Raw genomic sequence first — 22,648 nt, 5'->3', positions numbered from 1 at the left:
TGTCACCGAGACGCCCCGGAACACACGAAACGCCGCCGGATCCGGCGGCGTTTCGTCGTGCAGGGGGCGTCGTACGGTGACGACGGCGTCTCGCGCCGGTACAGCGCGGGAGGCGGTCAGAGAGAGCGGAGGACCGCGACGACCTTGCCGAGGACCGAGGCCGCGTCGCCGAGGATCGGCTCGAAGGCGGAGTTGCGCGGCAGCAGCCACGTGTGACCGTCGCGCTGGCGGAAGACCTTGACCGTGGCCTCTTCGTCGAGCATGGCCGCGACGATGTCACCGTTCTCGGCGGTCTGCTGCGACCGGACGACGACCCAGTCGCCGTCGCAGATCGCGGCGTCGATCATCGACTCACCCACGACCTTGAGCATGAAGAGCTCGCCGGTGCCGACGAGCTGTCGGGGGAGCGGGATGATCTCGTCGACGTGCTGCTCGGCGGTGATCGGGACACCTGCGGCGATCCGGCCGACGAGCGGCACGAGCGTGGTGGCGTCGATGTCCGGGCCGCCGACGTCGGACGACGGCTCGTCGACCAGGACCTCGAGCGCACGCGGCCGGTTCGGGTCGCGGCGGATCCAGCCCCCGAGCTCGAGCTGGCCGAGCTGGTGGGAGACGCTGGAGAGCGAGGAGAGCCCGGCGGCGTCGCCGATCTCGCGCATGCTCGGCGGGTAGCCCCGTGAGGCGATCGACGCACGGATCGCGTCGAAGATCGCCTGCTGCTTCGGCGTCAGCGGCTTCTGGCCCCGCAGTTCGTCCACCACGTCGTCTCGCTTTCGTCGGTGCCGGTCCGGCCACGGCGGGAATGTCGGTGGTCCCCGTCAGGCTTGTCCCAGTCGATCGAAACAGTATCCGACCAGCCAGGGCCGGACAAACACCTGTTCGAGCGTGTCGCAAGAAAACCCCGCAGAAATCCCCTCCCAGGACTTGTGCGTCATCTGATTCGAAACTATGTTCGGTACACGACTTCGGTTCCACCGAACGGGAAGGCAAGAACGACATGAGCACCATCGCCATCGCTGACATCCAGCGCACCGCGGCGCCCGCCGTGCGTACCCGCCTGCGTCTGACGCGTCGCGGCCGCATCGTCTTCACGACGCTCGCCGCGCTCCCGCTCCTCATCGTCGTCGCCCTCGGTGTGCTGAACGGTGGACAGGCCTCCGCCGGTGACGCCACCGCCGGCGGCGCCCGCACCCAGTTCGAGACCGTGACGATCCAGCCGGGCGAGACCCTCTGGCAGCTGGCCGAGCAGACGGCCCCCGACTCGGACCCGCGCGACTTCGTGCAGGACGTCGTGAGCCTCAACGCGCTCGACGGCTCCGCGTTGCAGGCCGGCGAAGAGATCGCCATCCCCACGAAGTACACCGACGGCGAGTAGCCACTCGGGCAGCGCCGTCCAGACGGCTGGTCGTCGCACGGTGACAGCGGCCTACGATGGATCGGTGGCATTCACGCTCGAAGACCTCCCGATCCGAGACGACCTGCGCGGGCAGAGCCCTTACGGCGCCCCGCAGAAGCACGTCCGCGTGCAGCTCAACGTCAACGAGAACACGCATCCCGTTCCGGACGACGTGGCTGCCGACATCGTCGAGTCGATCCGGCAAGCGCTGCTCACGGTGAACCGGTACCCGGACCGCGAGTTCACCGAGCTCCGACAGTCCCTCGCCGACTACCTCGGGCACGACCTGACCGCCGAGCAGCTCTGGGCGGCGAACGGGTCGAACGAGGTGTTGCAGCAGCTCCTCCAGGCGTTCGGCGGGCCGGGTCGCTCGGTGCTCGGGTTCCCGCCCACCTACTCGATGCACTCGATCCTCGCGTCGGGCACCGGCACCAGGTGGATCCCGGCCCAGCGGGACGACGAGTTCCGCATCTCACCCGAGACCGTCGTGGCGGCGATCCGTGAGCACCAGCCGGACATCGTGTTCCTGTGCGGGCCGAACAACCCGACTGGCACCCCGCTCGAGATCGAGACGATCGCGGCCGCCTACGACGCGACCGACGGCATCGTGATGGTGGACGAGGCGTACGCCGAGTTCATGCCGTCCGACGCTCCGAGCGCCCTCACGCTGCTGCCCGGTCGTGAGCGCCTCGTGGTCTCCCGCACGATGAGCAAGGCGTTCGCGTTCGCCGGTGCCCGGGTCGGGTACATGGCCGCGCACCCCGCCGTCGTCGACGCCGTCCGGCTGGTCCGGCTGCCGTACCACCTGTCCGCGCTGACCCAGGCGGCGGCGATCGCGGCACTCCGGCACGCCCCCGAGATGCTGGCGATGGTCGACGACATCAAGGGGCAGCGCGACCGCATGGTCACCGCGCTCCGGGCCATGGGGTACCGCACCTACGAGACCTGGTCGAACTTCGTGCTGTTCGGTGGTGTCGCCGACCCGCACGCCGCGTTCGAGGCACTGCTCGAGCACGACGTCATCGTGCGCGACCTCGGCATCCCGAACCACCTGCGGGTGAGTGCGGGGACCGAAGCCGAGACGACCGCGTTCCTCGACGCCATGCGGCAGGTCGCCGCCGAGCAGCCGCCGGTTAGGGTTGAGGCATGACCGCCCGCACCGCCTCGATCAGCCGTTCGACGAGCGAATCGAGTGTCGAACTCGAGCTCGACCTGGACGGCACCGGGACCTCGTCGATCTCGACCTCCGTCCCGTTCTTCGACCACATGCTGACCGCGTTCAGCAAGCACTCCCTGATCGACCTGCGGGTGCGCTCGACGGGTGACACCGAGATCGACGTGCACCACACGGTCGAGGACACCGGCATCGTGCTCGGACAGGCGATCAAGCAGGCCCTCGGCGACCGCTCCGGCATCGGCCGGTACGGCGACGCCCTGGTCCCGCTGGACGAAGCGCTCGCCCAGGCCGTCGTCGACGTCTCCGGGCGTCCGTTCCTCGTGCACTCCGGCGAGCCCGCGGGCTTCGAGTTCCACCGCATCGGTGGTCACTTCACCGGCTCGATGGTCCGCCACGTGTTCGAGGCGATCACGTTCAACGCCGGCATCACCGTCCACGTCCGCGTGCTCGAGGGCCGCGACCCCCACCACATCGCCGAAGCCGAGTTCAAGGCGTTCGCCCGAGCCGTGCGCAAGGCGGTCGAACTGGACCCGCGCGTCGACGGCATCCCCTCCACGAAGGGCGCACTGTGACCGCCGCCAAGCCGAACGTCGTCGTCCTCGACTACGGGTCGGGCAACGTCCACTCCGCCGCCAAGGCGCTCGAGCGCGCCGGGGCTGATGTCACGCTGACCTCGGACAAGCAGGCGGCGCTCAAGGCCGACGGCCTGCTCGTCCCCGGCGTCGGGGCGTTCGCCGCCGTGATCGACCAGCTCGAGGGCGTGCAGGGCGGGGAGATCGTCGACCACCGTCTGGCCGGCGGGCGACCCGTGCTCGGCATCTGCGTCGGCATGCAGGTCCTGTTCTCGCGGGGCATCGAGCGTGGTGCCGACGTCGAAGGGCTCGGCCAGTGGCCCGGCACGGTGCAGGAGATCCAGGCCGAGGTGCTGCCGCACATGGGCTGGAACACCGTGCAGGCCCCCGAGGACTCCGTGCTGTTCGACGGGCTGCACGACGAGCGCTTCTACTTCGTGCACTCCTACGGCGTGACCGACTTCCCGCTCGAGGCGTACGGGCCGTTCCGCGCGCCCCGTCTGACCTGGGCCGAGCACGGCCAGAAGTTCATCGCCGCGGTCGAGAACGGGCCGCTCACCGCCACGCAGTTCCACCCCGAGAAGTCCGGCGAGCCGGGCATCCGCCTGCTCTCCAACTGGGTGCGTTCGCTCTGAACCCGGCTGGCGCCGAGCGCGACGGCCGTGCCGGACGCGCACCGGGCCTCCCGGCCGTCCGCAGCCCCTTCTCCACCGCAACGAAACCGACAGGACCATGACCGACCTCACCGACACCCCGCCCCTCGTCCTGCTGCCGGCTGTCGACGTCATCGACGGACAGGCCGTGCGACTCACCCAGGGCGAGGCGGGGAGCGAGACCGGCTACGGCGACCCCGTCGCCGCTGCCCGGACCTGGCGTGACCAGGGCGCCGAGTGGATCCACCTCGTCGACCTCGACGCGGCCTTCGGGCGTGGCGACAACCGCCGGGTGATCGCGCACGCCGTCCGCGAGGCCGAGGGCGTCTCCGTCGAGCTGTCCGGCGGCATCCGCGACGACGCCTCGCTCGAAGCGGCACTGGCGACCGGCGCGGCCCGCGTGAACCTCGGCACCGCGGCGCTCGAGAACCCCGACTGGGCCGCTCGTGTGATCGGTGAGTACGGCGAGCAGATCGCCGTCGGGCTGGACGTCCGCGGCACCACGCTGTCGAGCCGTGGCTGGACCGAGGACGCCGGTGACCTGTGGGAGGCGCTCGACCGGCTGGAAGCCGCCGGCTGTGCCCGCTACGTGGTGACCGACGTCACGAAGGACGGCACGCTGCAGGGGCCGAACGTCGAACTGCTCCGCCAGGTGTGCGACCGGACCGACCAGCCCGTGGTGGCCTCGGGCGGGATCTCGACGCTCGACGACCTCCGTGCGCTCCGCGAACTCGTGCCGTACGGGCTCGAGGGCGCGATCATCGGCAAGGCGCTGTACTCCGGGGCGTTCACGCTGCCGGCCGCACTCGACGTCGCCTCCGAGTAACGCCGTGGCGGGCATCTCGAACGGCCGCGGCACCGGGCCCGACGCCGACGACGCGCACACCCCCGGTGGGGCGGCGGACTCGGCGGGCTTCTCGTGGGAAGGTCGCACGTTCGACCACCACGACACCGCGTTCGCCGATGACGACGGGCTCGCCGACCCCGCGGTGGTCGCGGCCATCGGTGCGCTCGTCGGCGGTGCCTCCCAGGGTGCGATCGTCGAGGCACTCCGCACCGCGCGCCTGCTCATCCCGCTCATCGCCGAGGCCGGCGACGTGGGGGAGACCGACGAGGGCAAACTCGTCGACAAGACCCAGGAACTCTCGATCGTGACGGTCGCCGGTCCGGACGGTCGCAGCGTGATGCCGGCGTTCACCTCGGTGGACGCCGTGCACGCGTGGGATCCGGAGGCGCGCCCGGTGCCGGTGGAATCCCGCCGTGTGGCGATGGCCGCGGCGAGCGAGGACACCCAGCTCGTCGTGCTCGACCCGAAGTCGCCGACCGAGTTCGTGCTGCGTCGTCCGGCCGTGTGGGCGCTCGGGCAGGACCTGCCGTGGACCCCGTGCTTCGAGGACCCCGAGGTGGCCCGGGCCTTCGCCGCCTCGGTCGAGGGGGAGCCCAGCGTCGCCCGTGTCGAACTCGCGCCGGGCGACCCGGTCGGACGGTTCGCCGGGCCGGAGCTGACGGTGGGCCTGGCGCTGCACCCGGGGCTCGACCGCGAGCAGGTCGGCGAGCTCGTCGGCCGGCTGCAGCAGCGGTGGTCGACCGACCCCGTGATCGCGGAGCGCGTCGACAGCATGCGCGTCGCCCTGCGCGCTGCCTGACGAGCAGCAGCGGCCGCAGCCAGCAGCGCAGGGGTCCCGCGGCGGTGCGGCCCGGCCCAGCCCGAGGTCGCCGGTACGATGACGGGGTGAGCCCGAACCCGACGACCAACCCCACCGGCGCGACCACCCACGGTCCGACGGGGCGTCCCGTCCGGGACTTCCCCGTACCCGAGGAGCTCGACAGCACCGGACCCGCCCGCATCATCGCGCTCTGCAACCAGAAGGGCGGCGTCGGCAAGACCACGACGGCCATCAACCTGGGCGCCGCGCTCGCGGAGTACGGCCGCAAGGTCCTGGCCGTCGACTTCGACCCGCAGGGCGCGCTGTCCGCGGGCCTCGGCGTCCGGACGCACGACATCCACACCGTCTACGACCTGCTGATGGGTGCCGTGAAGGACCCGAACCAGGTCATCCAGCCGACGAACACCCCCGGCCTCGACGTCATCCCGGCGAACATCGACCTGTCCGCGGCCGAGGTGCACCTGGTCAACGAGGTCGCCCGCGAGCAGATCCTGGCGAGCGTGCTGCGCAAGGTGGCGAACGACTACGACGTGATCCTGGTCGACTGCCAGCCGTCGCTCGGCCTGCTCACCGTGAACGCCCTGACCGCGGCGCACGGCGTGCTCATCCCGCTCGAGTGCGAGTTCTTCGCGCTCCGCGGTGTCGCCCTGCTCATCGAGACGATCGACAAGGTGCGTGACCGCCTCAACCCGGCGCTCAAGCTCGACGGCATCCTGGCGACCATGTACGACTCGCGCACGCTGCACTCGCGCGAGGTCATGGAGCGGGTCGTAGACACCTTCGACGACCGCGTGCTCGACACCGTCATCGGCCGCACCGTGAAGTTCCCGGACGCCACGGTGTCCGCACGCCCGATCACGCAGACCGCGCCGGACCACCCTGCCGCCCACGCCTACCGGCAGCTCGCACGAGAGCTCGTCCAGCGTGGCGCCGTCGCCTGACGCGGGGTTCCGGGTCCGGCTCGCCAACTTCGACGGACCGTTCGACCTCCTGCTGTCGCTCATCACGAAGCACGAGCTCGACATCACCGAGGTGTCGCTCGGTGCCGTGACGGGGGAGTTCATCCAGTACGTCCGGCAGGCCGAGTCCGCCGACGAGCTCGACGAGGCCAGCGAGTTCCTGGTCGTCGCGGCGACCCTGCTCGACCTGAAGATCGTCGGGCTGCTGCCCCAGGGTGAGCTCGTGGACGCCGAGGACGTGGCCCTGCTCGAGGCCCGTGACCTGCTGTTCGCCCGGCTGCTGCAGTACCGGGCCTTCAAGCAGGCCGCCGACTGGTTCGGGGAGCGCTGGGGCGTCGAGTCGCGCCGGCACGTCCGCAGCGTCCGGCTCGAGGAGCGGTTCCGCGCCCGCACACCCGAACTCGTCTGGACGCTGTCGGTGCAGGACTTCGCCGCACTGGCCGCGTTGGCCTTCGCCCCGCGGGAGATCCCGACCGTCGGCCTCGACCACCTGCACGCCCCGCTCATCAGCATCCGCGAACAAGCCGCGATCGTCGTCTCGATCCTCCGCACCCGCGATGGTGAGGGCGTCTCGTTCCGCGAACTGGTCGCGGGCGTCGACCAGACGGGTATCGTGGTGGCTCGCTTCCTCGCGATCCTCGAGCTGTACCGGAACGCGTCGATCTCGTTCGAGCAGCTCGAGCCGCTCGGGGAGCTGACACTGCGGTGGACCGCCGAGGACTGGTCCGACGAGAGCCTCGCGAACCTGGGAGCCGACTATGACGGATGACGTGCACGACACGTCCAGCGCCGAACCCGGCGGCGCCGACGAGATGGCCGACGCCCGCGCGATCGAGCACGAGCTCCACGAACGCGCCGCGTCGCCGGCCCACCCCACCATCCCCATCGACCGTCAGCTCGAGGCGATCCTGATGATCGCCGACCAGCCCCAGTCGCTCGTCGCGCTCGGCGCTGCGGTCGGTTCGCCCGTCCCCGCCGTCCGCCAGGCGATCGAACGTCTCGTCGCGGACTTCGACGGCGTCGACGGCACGATCCGCCGCGGTTTCGAACTGCGCGAGGTCGGTGGCGGCTGGCGCTTCTACGTCCGCGCCGACCTGGACCCCGTGGTCGAGCAGTTCGTCGAGGCCGAGCGCCCCTCGCGGCTGTCCCAGGCCGCGCTCGAGACCCTGGCTGTCGTCGCCTACAAGCAGCCGATCACCCGCTCGCAGATCGCTGCGATCCGCGCCGTCAACGTCGACGGCGTCGTCCGGACCCTGGTGGCACGCGGCCTCATCGAGGAGTCGTTCACCGACGCCGAGACCGGCGCCATCAACTACGTCACGTCCGACCTGCTCCTGCAGCAGCTCGGCATCAACTCGCTCGACGAGCTGCCGCTCATCTCGCCCCTCCTGGACGACGGTGCGGACGGCTTCGAGCAGAACGAAGGGATCCCCGATGGCAGGGTTTGACGACCGGGGGCGCGGCGCGCCCCGAGACCGAGACGACCGCAGCGGACGCTCAGGAGGCCCGGATCGCTCCGGCCGACCGGCCGGCGGACGCGGCGGGGCCGGCTCTGGTGCCGGTGGCCGCTCCGGCGGGTACGGTCGCGACGACCGCGGGGGCGCACGCCCGCCGCGTGACGACGACCGGCGCGGCGGGTACCCGTCGCGCGACGATCGTGGCGGCGACCGTGGTGGGTACCGCGGGGCTTCGGCGCAGCGGGACGAGCGTGGTGGGGACCGCGGTGGCTACCGAGGCTCCGCTCCGCGTGATGAGCGTGGTGGCTACCGAGGTTCGGCGCCGCGCGATGACCGCGGTGGCTACCGCGGCCGTGACGACCGTGGTGGCTCCGCGCCGCGTGACGACCGCGGTGGGTACCGTGGTGCCCCGGCTCCGCGTGACGACCGAGGTGGCTACCGGGGTCGTGACGACCGTTCCGGTGGTGGCGATCGCGGTGGGTACCGCGGGGCTTCGGCGCCGCGTGACGACCGTGGCGGGTACCGGGGTCGCGACGACCGTGGTGCTTCCGCTCCGCGTGACGACCGGGGTGGCTACCGAGGGTCGGCTCCGCGTGATGACCGTGGTGGGTACCGGGGTCGTGACGACCGTGGTGCTTCGGCTCCGCGTGATGACCGCGGTGGCTACCGCGGCAACTCGGCTCCCCGTGACGACCGTGGCGGCTACCGGGGTCGTGACGACCGTGGGGTTTCGGCTCCGCGTGATGACCGTGGTGGGTACCGGGGTCGTGACGACCGCTCCGGTGGCGGCTACCGCGGGGCTTCGGCTCCGCGTGATGACCGTGGCGGCGACCGTGGCGGCTACCGCGGCAACTCGGCTCCGCGTGATGACCGTGGTGGGTACCGGGGTCGTGACGACCGTGGGGCTTCGGCTCCGCGTGATGATCGTGGTGGGTACCGGGGTCGCGACGACCGTGGCAGTTCCGCTCCCCGCGACGACCGTCGCACCCCCGACGGCCAGCAGAGCCGCGTCTGGCACAACGGCCGCCGCTACGTCGGCGGCACCACGAGCGTCCGCAACAGCGACCGCACCACGCCGAAGCCGAGCGGGCAGCGCGACGACCGGGGCAACCCGGCCGAGGGCACGCCCGAACGGCCGATCATCGAGGACTGGGACGCGGCGGACGGAACGGCGCCTGCCGGGGCCCAGCCGGGCCTCCAGGCAGAGGGTGAGCGCCTGCAGAAGGTGATCGCCGCTGCCGGCGTGGCATCCCGCCGGGTCGCGGAGAACCTGATCGTCGAGGGCCGCGTGACGGTCAACGGCGAGGTCGTGGACGCCCTCGGGCGTCGCGTCGACCCCGAGAAGGACGCGATCAGCGTCGACGGCGTGCCGGTGCAGATCGACTCGTCGCGGCGGTACATCGTCCTGAACAAGCCGACCGGTGTCGTCTCGAGCCTGCAGGACGAGCGCGGTCGACGCGACCTGACCGAGTTCGTGGACCGCTACGAGGAGCGCCTGTTCAACGTCGGCCGTCTCGACACCGAGACCTCCGGGCTGCTCGTCCTGACGAACGACGGCGACCTGGCACACGTGCTGGCGCACCCGTCGTTCGGCGTGCAGAAGACGTACATCGCGAAGGTCCACGGCAACGTGAACCCTGCCGTGGTGCAGCGCCTGACCGAGGGCGTCGAGCTCGAGGACGGTCCGATCAAGGCCGACAAGGTGCGGTTGCTCGAGTCCTCGCGGGGTGAATCGCTCGTGGAGATCACGCTGCACTCCGGCCGCAACCGCATCGTCCGCCGCATGCTCGAAGCCGTCGACCACCCGGTCCTCGAACTCGTCCGCCGGTCGTTCGGACCGCTGCACCTGGGCAGCCTGCCGCCCGGCAAGATGCGCGAGCTCGGCACGGTCGAGGTCGGCAAGCTGCTCAGCACCGTCCGTGACGCGAAGCCGTCCGCTCGTGACGACCGCGACGTCGCGCTGGACCAGGACGACGACGAGTACGAGGACGAGTCGGCCGATTGACCGAGCCGGGTCTCGGGCATCGACCGATGCCCGAGACCCGATCGGTAGGCTTGCCCGGTGACCGACGTGAACCCGACCGACATCGACCGCCGTCTGCGTGGCCCGGTCCGGGTCGTCGGTGCCGGGTTGCTCGGTGCCTCGATCGGTCTGGCCCTGCGTGAGAAGGGCGTGGACGTCGTCCTCGACGACGTCTCACCCGCCGCACTGGCGCTCGCCGTGGACTACGGCGCCGGGCGTCGATCGGCTGCCGGCGACCAGCCGGAGCTCGTCGTCGTCGCGGTGCCGCCTGACGTCGTCGCGACCGTGGTGGAGCGAGAACTCGCCGCCTACCCGGACGCCGTGGTGACCGACGTCGCCAGCGTGAAGTCCGGGCCGCTCGCTGCCCTGGTGGCTGCCGGCGCCGACGTCTCCCGGTACATCGGTTCGCACCCGATGGCGGGGCGTGAGCGCAGCGGGCCGACCGCCGCCCGCGCCGACCTGTTCTTCGGGCGCCCGTGGGTGATCGCCGGGCACGACGGCATCACGTACCAGCGTGCCGCGGCGGTCGAGGACCTCGCGCTCGACCTCGGTGCCACCGTCGTGCCGATGGACCCGGAGTCGCACGACCTCGCCGTGGCGTACGTCTCGCACGCACCGCAGCTCGTGTCGACGCTGATGGCCTCGCGCCTGCGGGACGCCCCGGACGGGTCGCTCGGCCTGGCCGGCGGCGGCGTGCGCGACGTCACCCGGATCGCCGCGAGCGACCCCGGGCTGTGGGTGCAGATCATCGGGGCGAACGCCCGGCACATCCGGCCGGTGCTCACCGACCTGCGCGACGACCTGTCCCGCGTGATCGACGCCCTCGGCGACCCGGACGGTGCCGGTTCGCCGCGCACCATCGCCGAGACCATCGCCGACGGCAACCGTGGGGTCGAACGGCTGCCGGGCAAGCACGGCACCACCAAGCGCTTCGCTCAGGTGGTCGTCCTCGTCGACGACACCCCCGGGCAGATCGCCGCACTCCTGACGTTCATCGGGGAGATCGGCATCAACCTCGAGGACATGCGCCTCGAGCACTCACCGGGCGCACAGATCGGCATCGTCGAGGTGTCGGTGCTGCCCGAGCAGGAACAGCGACTCGTCGAGGAACTCGAGGGGCGCGGATGGAGGATCGCAGCAGCATGGGCCTGAACGACGACACGAACGCAGCGACGAACGACTCGGGTGTGGCCGGCGGGCGCGCTCCGGCTGGCGGGACCGACGGGCCCGACTCCGGCTTGCCGACGCCGACGCCGACGCCCGGTGACGGGGCACGCGGCGGTGCTGAGGGCGGCCCCCTCGGCGGTCCGGCTGGCGGCATGGGCCAGCCCGGCGGCGAGCCCGGCTCGACCAGCGCCCCGATTCCGTCCGGCCTGGCCGACGGCGCCTACGTGGCGAAGATCGTCATCGCGGTCGACGGCCCCGCAGGCAGCGGCAAGTCGAGCGTCTCCCGTGCGGCAGCCCGCGCCCTGGGCTACGGCTACCAGGACACCGGCGCCGCCTACCGTGCACTCGCGTGGCACGCCCTGCAGCAGCGGGTCGACCTCGACGACGCCGCGGCGATCCTGGCGAGCTGGGACACCTTCGACTACGCCATCGGCACCGACCCCGACGACTACTACGTCAAGGTGGGGGAGACCGACGTCACCGACGCCATCCGCACCCCCGACGTCACCGGCGCGGTCGCCCACATCGCGAAGCTCCCGGACGTCCGGAAGCGCCTGGTCCAGCTGTTCCGGAACGTGATGCGGAAGACCGACGCCCCGGGCATCATCACCGAGGGCCGGGACATCACCACGGTCGTCGCGCCGGACGCCGAGGTCCGGATCCTGCTGACGGCCGACGAGTCCGTTAGAATGGCCCGACGCTCGGCAGAGGTCACGACCCAGTCGGCCGCCGAGACCTCCGCAGCACTCGCTCGTCGCGACGCGGCGGACGCGAAGGTCGTCGACTTCATGAACGCCGCCGACGGCGTCACGACGCTCGACTCCACCGACCTCGACTTCGACCAGACCGTGCAGGCGGTCGTCGACCTGGCCCGCGCGGCCACGCACTGACGCACACCGGACGGCCTCGGCCGCCCGGTCACGCACTGACGCAGACCGGACCGCCTCGGCGGCCCGGTCACCACGGCCGGACCCCCGGCCCCGGCCGGCAACGGCCACCGACACCGCGGCCCCGGCCGCTCGCGAGGAACACAAGATGGCTCAGCTGGACAACCCGGACAACGACGACTTCCCCGAGTACGACGACGCCCTCGGCGAGCGGCTCGCCGGACTCGACGAGGCAGAGGCGGAGCAGCGCGCCACCGCGCTCCGCGCCGGCCTCGAGGAGTACGACCTCGAGGACGAAGACCTCGCCCTGCTCGAAGCGGGCCAGGTCGGCGACGACGGCCTGTACTACCTGCCGGCCTACCCGGTGCTCGCGATCGTCGGTCGCCCGAACGTCGGCAAGTCGGCGCTCGTCAACCGCATTCTCGGTCGCCGTGAAGCCGTGGTGCAGGACGTCCCCGGCGTCACCCGCGACCGCGTCAGCTACAAGGCGGAGTGGAACGACAAGCGCTTCACCCTCGTCGACACCGGCGGTTGGGAGCCCGGCGCCGAGGGCATCAACGCCTCCGTCGCCGCGCAGGCCGAGGTCGCGATCGACCTGGCCGACGCCGTGCTCTTCGTCGTGGACGTCACGGTCGGCATCACCGCCACCGACGAGCACGTCGTGAAGATGCTCCGCGGCACCGACCGCCCCGTCATCGTCGTCGCCAACAAGTCGGACGACGAGCGCCGCGACCTCGACGCGTCCGAGCTCTGGAACCTGGGCCTCGGTGAGCCGCACCCGGTCTCCGCGCTGCACGGCCGCGGCGTCGCGGACCTGCTCGACCTGATCATCAAGACGCTGCCCGACACGTCGGCCGTCGCCAAGCAGGAGGTCGGCGGCCCCCGCCGCGTGGCCATCCTCGGGCGTCCGAACGTCGGCAAGAGCTCGCTGCTCAACAAGGCCGCCGGTGAAGAGCGGGTCGTCGTGAACGACCTCGCCGGCACCACGCGCGACCCGGTGGACGAGCAGATCGAGCTCGGCGGCAAGGTCTGGCGCTTCGTCGACACCGCCGGCATCCGCAAGCGCGTGCACCTGCAGCAGGGCGCGGACTTCTACGCCTCGCTCCGCACCACCGCCGCGCTCGAGAAGGCCGAGGTCGCCGTCGTCGTCCTCGACGTCACCGAGCCGGTCTCCGTGCAGGACCTCCGCATCATCGACCTCGTCCTGGAGTCCGGCCGGGCCCTCGTGCTGGCCTACAACAAGTGGGACCTGCTCGACGACGAGCGACGCCGCTACCTGGAGCGCGAGATCGAGCAGGACCTGGCGCACGTCGCCTGGGCCCCGCGCGTGAACATCTCCGCCCGCACGGGCCGCCACCTCGAGAAGCTCGTGCCGGCGCTCGAGACCGCCCTCGAGTCGTGGGACACCCGCATCCCGACCGGCAAGGTCAACGCCTTCATCGCCGAGCTCGTGCAGGAGCACCCCCACCCCGTGCGCGGCGGCAAGCAGCCCCGCATCCTGTTCGGGACCCAGGCATCGAGCCAGCCGCCGACCTTCGTGCTCTTCACGTCGGCGTTCCTCGACCCGCAGTACCGACGCTTCATCACGCGCCGCCTCCGCGAGGTCTGGGGCTTCTCCGGCACGCCGATCAACGTCAACATGCGGGTGCGCGAGCGCCGGAAGCGCTGAGCCCTCCCACCCGTCACGCAGAACGCGCCTCGATCCGTCGGGGCGCGTTCTGCGTTCGCGTCCGGCCTGGAGGCCCGGAGTCGGTCCGGCGCGCCGGTGCGGCATCATGGGTGCGTGCGTACCGGGCCGTGGGCAGCGGACCGACGTCGGCTCGCCCTGGTGGGCGTCCTCGTCGGTGTGGTCGTCGTGGGCTCGGTCTCCCTGTGGACGATCTCGCACACGTCCGACGACGGCGACACGGTCACGCGTGCCGACGCCGTGGCCCCCGAGCCGGCGCGGTCGCCCGACGTCCGGCTGCAGCCGTCCAACGCCCTCGAGGAACCGATCGAGCAGGAACCCGTCCGTCCGGTCGACGGCTCGCCCATCGACCCGTGGTGGCGCCGCGTCCCGCCGGTCTCCGGAGACATCGTCGGCATCGGAGCCGCTGCCTCCGGGCACGTCCGGATCGCCGCGAACACGGGCGACGAGACCCTCGCTGTGGAGATCGACCACCTGGAGACCGGCGGGGACGGCCCGGTCGACGTCGTGCTGTCCGCGGGGACGGTGCGTGGTGGTTCGAAGCCGGTGTGGACGCCCGCCGGGGAGTCCTACGAGCTGTTCCAGGCCGCCGGGGTCGAACAGGGGCTGACCGTCGTGCTGAGCGACCCGTGGTCACTGCCCGACGAGGTCCGGTCCCTGGTCCTGCTCGACGCCGGGACAGGCACCGTGCTGGGCGGCGCGGCACTCGTCCCGTCCGACTGAGCCGTCGGTGCCCCGGGCTGCGTCCGCCGGGGGCCTCGGGATGGGGCACGATGGAGTGGTGACGCAGCAGAACGACGGACTCGGCGTGCTCGCCGACCGCGTGTGGTGCCGTCTGCGCCTCGATCGGTTGGCCGGAGGTCGACAGTCCGGGTACGTGATACGCGAGGACATGCTCGAACACCCGGACACCGTCCGCTCGTTCCGCTGGATCCGGTGGCTGCTCGTCGCGGAGACCGTCGTCGGGCTCACCGCCATCGTGGTCGCCGTGCTGCTGACCCGCGCGGGGGACACCCTGTCGTGGGCGGTGTGGTTCCGGTCCACCGTGGTGCTGCTCATCACCCTGACGCTCTACGTGTTCGCCTGGCGGGCGCAGCTCGGGTACTACTGGGCGTACCAGAGGCTGCGGTTGTTCAGCCGGATCTTCCCGATCGTGACCCTGATCGTCGCGGCGATCCCGGGGCTCTACCCGTTCTGGATGGTCATCGAGCAGATCCTGTTCTCGGTGCTCATGGTCGGCATCGGCGACGTGCTGACGTCCGACCACATGCGGGCGACGTTCCCCAAGCCCGCGCGGCTGTAGGCCTCCGGCAGGCGGCGGACCGGATCTGCGACAGAACACGAGTCGATCGACGCGTGGAGTGTCGCAACGGTGGTGCGAGACCGGCGCGACACGCTACGCGACCGTCGCCAGCGCGAACGGGAGCACTGCGGCGGCCCCGGCGCGCCGGAGCTCCCGGCCGGCGACGGTCATCGTCCACCGGCTGTCGACCAGGTCGTCGACGAGCAGCACCGGGCCCTCGTGCGCCTGCAGGGCTGCGGCGAGCGATGGATCGACCACGAAGGTGTCCCACACGCCGGACAGTCGGTAGGCGCTGTTCGTCGCGCCGTCGCCACGGGGGGTCCCGCCGGCGCGGCCGAGCGTGCCGAGGAACTGCAGCCGCCCGATGGTGGACAGCGCCTGGGCGAGGGACCCCACGAGCTCGGGCCGCGACCGCGAGGACATCGCCACGACGCCGGTCGGCCGGGTCTCCCACGGCCAGTCCTTGAGCGCCCGGACACAGCCGTCGACGAGCTCGCGCGAGATCGGGGCATCGGGGGTGGACGGTGAGAACAGCGCACGCAAGGGACCTCCCCAGCCGAGGTCGGTCAGACGCGCCACCGCACGGCCGGGCTGCACGAGCTCGTCCGCGCCGATCTTGCCCCGCACCGAGACCCCGAGCGACGACATCCCCGAGGGCCACTGGGCACGCGGGGCGATCTCGACGCCGACCTTGTCGAGCGCGGCCGCGGCTCCGGAGGAGTCGGTGTCGGACACGGCGGTCGGGAACCACGCCCCGGCGCAGTTGTCGCACCGGCCGCAGGGCTCGGCCGAGGGGTCGTCGAGGTCCTGCTGCAGCAGCTGCATGCGGCAGGCCGAGGTGGACTCGTAGTCGAGCATCGACGCTGCTTCGGCAGCGCGGGCCGCTGCGACCCGCTCGTACCGGGGTGCGTCGTACTCCCACGGCTGCCCGGTCGACACCCAGCCACCGGTGACGCGTCGGACGGCGCCGTCGACGTCGAGCACCTTGAGCAGGAGTTCGAGGGTGGAACGCTTGATGTCGACCAGGCCCTCGAGCGCCACGGTCGACATCGCGGTGTCGGTGGACAGGGCGCCGAGCACGGCGGCGGCGCGGGCCTCGGTCGGCATCGAGGCGCTGGCGAAGTACTGCCAGATCTCGCGGTCCTCACGCCCGGGCAGGAGCAGGACGTCCGCGTTGTCGGTCGCACGACCCGCACGACCGATCTGCTGGTAGTAGGCGACGGGCGACGAGGGAGCCCCGACGTGCACGACGAACCCGAGGTCGGGCTTGTCGAACCCCATGCCGAGCGCGCTCGTGGCGACCAGGGCCTTCAGCTCGTTGCCCTTGAGCTGCTGTTCGAGCTGTTCGCGCTCGTCGGTGTCGGTGCGCCCCGTGTAGGCACGGACGGCGTACCCGTTGTCGCGCAGCAGCCGTGCGATGTCCTCGGCCGCCGAGACGGTGAGCGTGTAGATGATGCCGCTGCCGGGCAGGTCGCCGAGGTGCGCGAGGAGCCAGCCGAGCCGCTGCCGGGCATCGGGCAGCGTGAGCACGCCGAGGCGCAGGGACTTGCGAGCCAGGGACCCGCGGATGGTGAACACCGGGTCGGCCGGGCCGGCGGTGAGCTGTTCGGCGACGTCCTCGACCACACGCTCGTTCGCCGTCGCGGTGGTCGCCAGGACGGGGACGCCGTGGGGGAGCGACCGGATGAGCTCGGCCAGTCGGCGGTAGTCCGGCCGGAAGTCGTGGCCCCAGTCCGAGATGCAGTGTGCTTCGTCGACCACGAGCATGCCCATCCGGGCGATCAGGGTCGGCATCTGCTCGTCGCGGAACTTCGGGTTGTTCAGTCGCTCGGGGGAGACGAGGAGCACGTCGACCTCGTCACGGGCGAGGGCGGCCTGGGTCTCGCCCCACTCGTGGGCGTTCGCGGAGTTGATCGACACCGCACGGACACCGGCCCGCGCGGCGGCGGCGACCTGGTCGCGCATCAGGGCGAGCAGCGGCGACACCAGGACCGTCGGGCCGCCCCCGCGTCGGCGCAGCAGCAGCGTCGCGAGGAAGTACACCGCGGACTTGCCCCACCCGGTGCGCTGCACCACGAGGGCGCGCTGCCGGTGCTCGACCAGCGCCGAGATCGCCTCGAGCTGGCCGGGGTGGAACACCGCGTCGGGGCGCCCCGTGAGCGCAGCGAGCGCCTGCTGCGCCTCGGCGGCGATGTCCGCAGAAGGCGGGGCGGCAGACGGAGCGGCGGTGGGGGTGTCCATGCCCCCATGCTGTCAGGAGCAACCGACGAAACCCGACCCGCGCCTCCAGACTGTGGACAACGCGACGGGGCGCGCTTACTGGTACGTGACCAACGAGGGCGTCGGCTGCACGTCCTGCATGGTCTGCGCGGGCGTCAGCATGGGCGTGTCCTCGTCGTAGAAGTTCTTCCAGCCCCAGTGCAGCCCCTCCGGCGCGCCCTGGTGCAGTGCCTTCCACGTCGCCTGCTTGTCCGGCTGCGCCCCCTGCCCGTCGACGTGCACGAGCATGTCGAGCTCCGGGTGGGTCTGCAGTGCGGAGCGGTCCTGGATCATCGACAGCCGGAACTGGTGCAGCACCAGGGCCTTCGGCGGCAACCCCTCCTTCTGCACCAGCGCAGCCAGCCACGAGGACACCTCGTTCACCTCGGACGCCGACACGCTGCCGATCTGCTGTAGGGGCACCTGGTCCTTCGTCAGCCGCCACTCCGGGTCGAGCGCCAGCCAGACGCCGGGCTTCTTCAGCAGCGACTCGTACTTCTTGGCCTGCGACAGGAAGTCCGACCGCCCGGGCTGCAGGTCGATGATGACCGGCATGTCCGCGTCGTGCGCGGCGTCGACGTAGGGCTCGAGCGTCGACACCGGCAGCTCCGTCGAGTAGTCGCCGTCGGCTCCGGCGTCCCCGGCGGCGACGGTCGCGATGACCTCCATCGCGGGCGTCACGAGCTCGTCGGACTCCGCCCGGTACGGCTTCGCGACCTGCTCGGCGCGCTGCACGGTCTCCTTCGGCCCCTGCTCGCCGAGCACGCCCAGCGCCGGCGCCCCCGGAGCCCCGTACAGCGCGACGTACCGGTGCCCGTCGAACGGCCGCTGGCCGCCGTTCCGCAGCTGGAACCCACCCTCGGCGGCCCGCACCGTCCACTCCGGGTCCGGCAGGGCGTCGAACGCCGCGCCGACCAGGACGGTCGGGTGGTCCCGTCGTTCGTGCAGCGCCGTCACCACGTCGGGTGCGGCAGCCGGGTCGGTCACCCCCTTCGGCATGGTCACGACGCGGGCACCGGCGGCCTTCGCGGTCGCCACGGCAGCGGCGTCCGCACTCGCGTCCGCCACCACCACGGTCGCCTGCCGGGAGGCCCGGGTCGACTCCGGCGCGTCACCGCCGTCCGGCGCCTGCCGCTGTTCGACGTCCGTGTCGAGCGACCCGTCGCCCTCGGCCTGGTACCAGTCGGCGCCGAGCCGGTCGAGCTCGCGGGCGACGGCGGTGCTCGTGTTCTTGTCGTCCTTCGCCGTCAGCAGCACCGGGACGTGGGCGCTCGCCGCAGCCTTCGCCGCATCACGGATCCCGTCGGTGTCGTCGGCCCGGGCGACGACCGCTCCGGGAGCACTCGCGAACAGGGCCTCGCTGACGCGGACGGACCGGGCTGCGGCGTCCGAGGCGTCGGCGACGGTGACGGTGTCGGCCGAGGCCTTCGCCAGGGTCGGGCGGCTCGTGTCCGGTCCGCTCGACGTGCACCCGGCGGCTCCGAGCAGCAGCCCGGACACCGCGATCGCGAGCAGGAAACGAGGGGTGGAACGAGAACGCATCGAGCCACCATACGAGTCAGACGGAGAGGTCCCTGGGAATCCGACGGGTGTCGTCTCGTAGAAGGGAGGCATGCCCCACCACCCCGACGACCGCCCGCTCATCGGACCGGTCCGGTCGCCCGAGGTGCACTGCATGACGCTCAACGTGCGTCGCCGCGTGCCGCGACAGCCGACCCACCCGGACGCCTGGGAGCGCCGCCGCGACGCCGTCCTCGCGCTCGTCACGTCCGAAGCGCCCACCGTCCTCGCCGTCCAGGAGGCCCTGCCCACGCAGGCAGACGACCTGACGTCCGGCCTCGGGTCGGGTTGGGAGCCCGTCCTGGCCGGGCGGGGAACGCGCGGCGGTGGCGAACAGGTCGGCCTGTTCCTCGACCGCTCCCGCCTCGACGTCGTCGAGCGCCGTACCTGGGCACTCTCCCGCACACCCCACCGCCCCGGCTCGCGGTCGTGGGCCACGTCCTTCCCCCGGCACGCCGTCGGAGCCGTCGTCGACGACCGCGCGACCGGCGTCCGGTTCCTGGCCGTCGCCACCCACCTCGACGTCGCCTCGCCGTGGGCCCGGCTGCGGTCCGCCGAACTGCTCGGCCGGATCGTCCGGCAGCGCGGCCTGCCCGCCGTGGTCATGGCCGACTGGAACAGCCCCGCCGGTTCCGCGCCATGGCGAGCCCTGGCGGAGGCGGGGGTCGAGGACAGCTGGGGGCGGGCCTCCAGGCAGGTGGGTGAGCCCTACGGGACGTACCCGCACTACGGGAGCCCGCGCGTCGGTGGCCGGCGGATCGACGGGGTGCTCGTGACGTCCGAGGCGGAGGTGGACCGCGTCGCGGTCGACGTGCGGCGGCCGGGCGGCGTGTGGCCGTCCGACCACGCTGCCGTGCACGCGGTCCTGCGGTGGGCGTCGTGATCGCCATACTCGGACCGACGTTCCTGCGGCCGCGGTTCCTGGTGGCCGACGTGGTGCGGGCGCTGACGCTCGTGAGCGTCGTCGTGGCGAGTGTCGGGTGGGGCGGGACGGCGTTCCCGGTCATGGCACTGGCGCTGCTCGGGGTCGTGGTGCCGCGGATGCTCGGGCTGCGGCCGGCGTTCGACGTGGCGGTGTGCGTGCTCGTACTCGTCGCCGGGTGGTCGAGCGTGCTCGAGTGGTACACGACCGTCTTCCTGTGGGACAAGTTCATGCACGTCGTGCTGACCGGGCTGCTCGCGGCGGTGCTCTACGTCATCGGTGCCGACCTGCGGGCGGTGCCGGCCCCGCACGCCGAGCGCCGGGTGGTCGTCGCGGTGCTCGCGCTGTGTGCGGGACTCGCGGTCGGGGCGGTCTGGGAGATGGGGGAGTGGCTCGGGCACAACTTCGTCGACTCGAAGATCTTCGTCGGGTACGACGACACGATCGGGGACCTGGCGGCGGACGGGTCCGGCGGGCTGCTCGTCGGGCTCGGGTTGCCGTGGTTGGCGGCGCGGCGCGAGGTGGTGCGGCCGGGCTGAGCGTGTCGTTCGGGTCGCGTTGCTCCGACTCGCCGTGGCACGGAGGGGGTCTGACGTCCGCTATGCTGGACCGGTCGCTCGCGCTCCGGTCGGACGTGGGCGAGGATCCTCCGGGATCCTGAGTTCTCCGGAACTCGCGGGCTGTGGCGCAGCTTGGTAGCGCACTTGACTGGGGGTCAAGGGGTCGCAGGTTCAAATCCTGTCAGCCCGACCGAAACGTGTCTGACACGACGACAGAAGCCCACCGAGGATCTCGGTGGGCTTCTTCGTTCCTGTGCCTGTCGTTGGGTCGTCCGCACAGGGCTGCCTCATTGCGACGTTCAGCGGACCACCTATGTGCGACATGAGTCTTCTCGCGGATCGTCCGGTTCGAGCCTGAGTCCGAGTTGGACACCGAGGTGCGTGGGAGGACCGGCTACCGAGCAGTAGACGGCGGCCGGGGAGGTGCTGCTTCACTCGGCGCTGGTACTGGTCCAACGCGTCGCCGGCGAGCTTGACGACGTGGAACGGGTCTATCACCGGGACCGCGTCCGGGAGCAGCGGCCGAGCGCCATGTCCAGCAGCTTGGCCTGCCCGGTGTCGGTGCGGTTCGGGGTGGGGTCGATGATGCCGAGCTGGCGGGCGGTCGTGACCGCTCCCCGGGTGAACGTCCCCGTTGTCACCACGATGCCGAGCTGCGCACGATGAATTGGTAGGACGCCGTTGAGCTCTCGGACCGTCGTCACACCGGCGCTGCGTGGGATCTGCAGCGGAGATGACGAAAGCCCCCGACCGCCGGAGCAGTCGAGGGCCATCGCCATTTGGCGAGTTCGAGGGAAGCGGAACCACCCACGACACCCCGTCGGCTAGTCCACGGGCTTCTTCACCAGTTTCCGTGCAGACGCGGCGATCATCGCCGCTCCGAGCATCATCGGGTATCCAGTCGCCGCGCCGACGCCGAGGAGCGCCCCTGGGTTCAGGGAACCTGCATCGTTCGACGTCCACGTGACGTGCTGGAACACCGCGTACGCAACGATGGCGAGAATGACGATCCCCGCGGTGAGTCCGAGAGTCGGCCACTGATCAGCTACCAGCACCGCGGCAGCGGCGACCACGCCGATCAGGACCAGCATCAGAGGGCTGATGAAGAACCCTCCGGACGAAGGAGCGGTCGACACTGCCGCGATGGCGTAGTACGCGACCAGCCCGAACACCACTCCGAGCGCAACGGACGCGATCCGGTGCCGTGCCGGCCGGCGCACTTCCGTGGTCGGCGGATGAAGATCGGAGATTGCCATGATGCCTCCCTAGATTGGCTGCAGCTTAGACGCTGCAGGCCAGCTTCACTTCGGCGGATTGCGCGGTCACCGACGAACCGATCGAGTTCAGCCCGTGCCACCTGGTGCTTGACGTTCCCTTGCACTTCTTGTCGGTTGCCCAGTACAGAGTTGAGTTCGGCGTGACTGTCACCGTCTCGAAGTCCTGAGCGTTCCACCCGAGAAGACCCGGTGTCTCGAGAAGGCCATTGACGGAGGTGGACCCGGAGCACCCGGCACTCAAGTGGTGCGAGTGGTAGCTCCACGCGTACCCAGACTCCTTGTAGGGCTTCTCCGCGGTGGAGGAGCTCGTGCACGCCGCGCTGATTGCCGTGTGGATCGCGGTGCCATCCGCGTAGTTGACCTGCACGGTCTGTCCCGGCTCGAGGGAGACACCTGCGGGGAGCGGAACCTCTTCGGATGACTTGATGCTGTTCGGTGCGGCACTGGCGACGCGGGGGCTCGTCGATGACGGCGACACGTCCAGGCGTGCTTTCAGCGCCGACATAGCTGCGTGGTCGACGGGCATCGCGGTTGATGTCTGGTCGATTACTCGGGTCCCAGTGGCAGCGGTCGTGTCTGCCTGCGCCGGCGCGGCAGCTCCAATGGTAAGAGCCGCGAGCGTCATCGCCCCACCCAGAGCCGCAACACGAACGTACGAATGCTTACGCATGAATCCCCCTTGATTCGGAACCTGCACATCGTTGTCCAGGTACCCGAAACACAGACCCATCGTTCTACATAGCAAAGTCACAGTCGCATAACGCCCAATCGCAAAACAACAGTCGCGGCACAGGTCATCAACCAAACGAAGCAGCCAGACCCGCCCACGCCGCGCCGAGCCGCGCTTCACCCTCAGGTCCGCCGGTAACGACGGCTGCAGGGCCGGAGCGGCCGTGACGTCCGACTGTTCCCGAGGCGTCCACGGGGCGGCTGCGGCTCGCACGACGGCAGGGAGGTGATCGGCGCCGGTGATGGTGAACGGCGCCGCCTGCAGGACTGCAGGGTTCCGGAGAACCACCGACCACGTGTCGTAGGTGCTGTCCTTCGCTGAGACGACCCGCGGCCGCCGACTGGCGATGCTGCCGAGCACCTCGACGATGCCCACGTGTCTCGGTAGCCGAT

23 protein-coding genes, 1 tRNA gene and 1 pseudogene are annotated in these 22,648 nt (G+C 71.3%); 18 read left to right on the top strand and 7 right to left on the bottom strand.

Annotation, left to right across the window (positions count from 1 at the left end; all coding sequences use genetic code 11):
- Positions 1 to 116: 116 nt before the first annotated feature.
- The gene (gene lexA, locus DEJ35_RS01885) at positions 117 to 761 is read right to left on the bottom strand and encodes a transcriptional repressor LexA (protein WP_027464773.1); all 645 of its coding nucleotides are present in this window, start codon (positions 759 to 761) and stop codon (positions 117 to 119) included.
- A gap of 236 nt (positions 762 to 997) precedes the next feature.
- Here lexA and DEJ35_RS01880 point away from each other — a divergent pair, with 236 nt between their 5' ends.
- From DEJ35_RS01880 to DEJ35_RS01810, 15 genes are all read left to right on the top strand, one after another.
- A complete protein-coding gene (locus DEJ35_RS01880; RefSeq protein WP_110859282.1) occupies positions 998 to 1,375 on the top strand; it encodes a LysM peptidoglycan-binding domain-containing protein in 378 nt (125 codons plus the stop codon).
- Positions 1,376 to 1,439: 64 nt separating this feature from the next.
- Positions 1,440 to 2,546, top strand: coding sequence for a histidinol-phosphate transaminase (locus DEJ35_RS01875; protein WP_110859283.1), 1,107 nt, complete (start codon positions 1,440 to 1,442; stop codon positions 2,544 to 2,546).
- A complete protein-coding gene (gene hisB / locus DEJ35_RS01870) occupies positions 2,543 to 3,145 on the top strand; it encodes an imidazoleglycerol-phosphate dehydratase HisB (RefSeq protein ID WP_110859284.1) in 603 nt (200 codons plus the stop codon). Before DEJ35_RS01875 ends, hisB begins: the two co-directional genes overlap by 4 nt.
- On the top strand, positions 3,142 to 3,780 hold the full coding sequence (gene hisH, locus DEJ35_RS01865; protein WP_110893151.1) for an imidazole glycerol phosphate synthase subunit HisH: 639 nt from the start codon (positions 3,142 to 3,144) through the stop codon (positions 3,778 to 3,780). Before hisB ends, hisH begins: the two co-directional genes overlap by 4 nt.
- A gap of 97 nt (positions 3,781 to 3,877) precedes the next feature.
- The gene (gene priA / locus DEJ35_RS01860) at positions 3,878 to 4,624 is read left to right on the top strand and encodes a bifunctional 1-(5-phosphoribosyl)-5-((5-phosphoribosylamino)methylideneamino)imidazole-4-carboxamide isomerase/phosphoribosylanthranilate isomerase PriA (RefSeq protein ID WP_111191938.1); all 747 of its coding nucleotides are present in this window, start codon (positions 3,878 to 3,880) and stop codon (positions 4,622 to 4,624) included.
- Positions 4,625 to 4,628: 4 nt separating this feature from the next.
- Complete coding sequence (locus DEJ35_RS01855; RefSeq protein ID WP_111191937.1) at positions 4,629 to 5,444, top strand: SseB family protein; 816 nt, start codon at positions 4,629 to 4,631, stop codon at positions 5,442 to 5,444.
- Positions 5,445 to 5,530: 86 nt separating this feature from the next.
- Positions 5,531 to 6,406: a ParA family protein gene (locus DEJ35_RS01850; protein WP_017885900.1), complete on the top strand. Its 876-nt coding sequence runs from the start codon at positions 5,531 to 5,533 to the stop codon at positions 6,404 to 6,406.
- On the top strand, positions 6,390 to 7,193 hold the full coding sequence (locus DEJ35_RS01845; RefSeq protein WP_171907825.1) for a ScpA family protein: 804 nt from the start codon (positions 6,390 to 6,392) through the stop codon (positions 7,191 to 7,193). Before DEJ35_RS01850 ends, DEJ35_RS01845 begins: the two co-directional genes overlap by 17 nt.
- Positions 7,183 to 7,872 carry an SMC-Scp complex subunit ScpB gene (gene scpB, locus DEJ35_RS01840; RefSeq protein ID WP_258378406.1) on the top strand — a complete coding sequence of 230 codons (690 nt, stop codon included), beginning with the start codon at positions 7,183 to 7,185 and terminating at the stop codon, positions 7,870 to 7,872. The genes DEJ35_RS01845 and scpB overlap by 11 nt, the downstream gene beginning before the upstream one ends.
- A 1,225-nt stretch (positions 7,873 to 9,097) precedes the next feature.
- Positions 9,098 to 9,886 (top strand): pseudouridine synthase, encoded by a 789-nt coding sequence (locus DEJ35_RS17510; RefSeq protein ID WP_231495626.1) that lies wholly within the window; start codon positions 9,098 to 9,100, stop codon positions 9,884 to 9,886.
- A gap of 57 nt (positions 9,887 to 9,943) precedes the next feature.
- A complete protein-coding gene (locus tag DEJ35_RS01830) occupies positions 9,944 to 11,056 on the top strand; it encodes a prephenate dehydrogenase (RefSeq protein WP_111191935.1) in 1,113 nt (370 codons plus the stop codon).
- A 167-nt stretch (positions 11,057 to 11,223) separates the two neighbouring features.
- The gene (cmk, locus tag DEJ35_RS01825) at positions 11,224 to 11,961 is read left to right on the top strand and encodes a (d)CMP kinase (protein ID WP_110859376.1); all 738 of its coding nucleotides are present in this window, start codon (positions 11,224 to 11,226) and stop codon (positions 11,959 to 11,961) included.
- A 145-nt stretch (positions 11,962 to 12,106) separates the two neighbouring features.
- Positions 12,107 to 13,627, top strand: a complete 1,521-nt coding sequence (gene der / locus DEJ35_RS01820) for a ribosome biogenesis GTPase Der (protein ID WP_111191934.1) — start codon at positions 12,107 to 12,109, stop codon at positions 13,625 to 13,627.
- A 114-nt stretch (positions 13,628 to 13,741) separates the two neighbouring features.
- Positions 13,742 to 14,368 carry a hypothetical protein gene (locus DEJ35_RS01815; protein WP_146244727.1) on the top strand — a complete coding sequence of 209 codons (627 nt, stop codon included), beginning with the start codon at positions 13,742 to 13,744 and terminating at the stop codon, positions 14,366 to 14,368.
- Positions 14,369 to 14,426: 58 nt separating this feature from the next.
- Entirely contained in the window at positions 14,427 to 14,948 is a 522-nt protein-coding gene (locus DEJ35_RS01810; RefSeq protein ID WP_111192007.1) for a hypothetical protein, read from the top strand.
- 93 nt (positions 14,949 to 15,041) lie between these two features.
- On the opposite strand, the gene DEJ35_RS01805 is transcribed toward DEJ35_RS01810, so the two are convergent.
- Together DEJ35_RS01805 and DEJ35_RS01800 are read right to left on the bottom strand one after the other, a co-directional pair.
- The gene (locus tag DEJ35_RS01805) at positions 15,042 to 17,189 is read right to left on the bottom strand and encodes an ATP-dependent DNA helicase RecQ (RefSeq protein WP_181420007.1); all 2,148 of its coding nucleotides are present in this window, start codon (positions 17,187 to 17,189) and stop codon (positions 15,042 to 15,044) included.
- A 75-nt stretch (positions 17,190 to 17,264) separates the two neighbouring features.
- Positions 17,265 to 18,749 (bottom strand): hypothetical protein, encoded by a 1,485-nt coding sequence (locus DEJ35_RS01800; protein WP_111191932.1) that lies wholly within the window; start codon positions 18,747 to 18,749, stop codon positions 17,265 to 17,267.
- A 70-nt stretch (positions 18,750 to 18,819) separates the two neighbouring features.
- Here DEJ35_RS01800 and DEJ35_RS01795 point away from each other — a divergent pair, with 70 nt between their 5' ends.
- The 3 genes from DEJ35_RS01795 to DEJ35_RS01785 all read left to right on the top strand — a co-directional run bounded on the left by DEJ35_RS01795 (position 18,820) and on the right by DEJ35_RS01785 (position 20,439).
- Entirely contained in the window at positions 18,820 to 19,650 is an 831-nt protein-coding gene (locus DEJ35_RS01795) for an endonuclease/exonuclease/phosphatase family protein (RefSeq protein WP_110859292.1), read from the top strand.
- Positions 19,647 to 20,228 carry a hypothetical protein gene (locus DEJ35_RS01790; RefSeq protein WP_146238496.1) on the top strand — a complete coding sequence of 194 codons (582 nt, stop codon included), beginning with the start codon at positions 19,647 to 19,649 and terminating at the stop codon, positions 20,226 to 20,228. The genes DEJ35_RS01795 and DEJ35_RS01790 overlap by 4 nt, the downstream gene beginning before the upstream one ends.
- 137 nt (positions 20,229 to 20,365) lie before the next feature.
- Positions 20,366 to 20,439: transfer RNA gene (locus DEJ35_RS01785), tRNA-Pro, on the top strand.
- Between the two features lie 218 nt (positions 20,440 to 20,657).
- On the opposite strand, the pseudogene DEJ35_RS17685 reads toward DEJ35_RS01785, so the two are convergent.
- The 4 genes and pseudogenes from DEJ35_RS17685 to DEJ35_RS01765 all read right to left on the bottom strand — a co-directional run.
- Positions 20,658 to 20,765, bottom strand: a pseudogene (locus DEJ35_RS17685) (transposase); the annotation flags it as partial.
- Positions 20,744 to 21,022 carry a restriction endonuclease gene (locus tag DEJ35_RS17680; RefSeq protein ID WP_375342432.1) on the bottom strand — a complete coding sequence of 93 codons (279 nt, stop codon included), beginning with the start codon at positions 21,020 to 21,022 and terminating at the stop codon, positions 20,744 to 20,746. The pseudogene DEJ35_RS17685 and the gene DEJ35_RS17680, both read right to left, overlap by 22 nt.
- 51 nt (positions 21,023 to 21,073) lie before the next feature.
- Positions 21,074 to 21,505: a hypothetical protein gene (locus DEJ35_RS01770; protein WP_146238497.1), complete on the bottom strand. Its 432-nt coding sequence runs from the start codon at positions 21,503 to 21,505 to the stop codon at positions 21,074 to 21,076.
- A gap of 25 nt (positions 21,506 to 21,530) precedes the next feature.
- Entirely contained in the window at positions 21,531 to 22,631 is a 1,101-nt protein-coding gene (locus DEJ35_RS01765; RefSeq protein WP_110859295.1) for a hypothetical protein, read from the bottom strand.
- Between the last annotated feature and the right edge of the window lie 17 nt (positions 22,632 to 22,648).

The sequence above is a fragment of the Curtobacterium sp. MCPF17_051 genome (genome assembly GCF_003234595.1).
GTDB classification, from domain to species: Bacteria; Actinomycetota; Actinomycetes; order Actinomycetales; family Microbacteriaceae; genus Curtobacterium; species Curtobacterium flaccumfaciens.
This window is presented reverse-complemented; position numbering and strand designations above follow the sequence as displayed.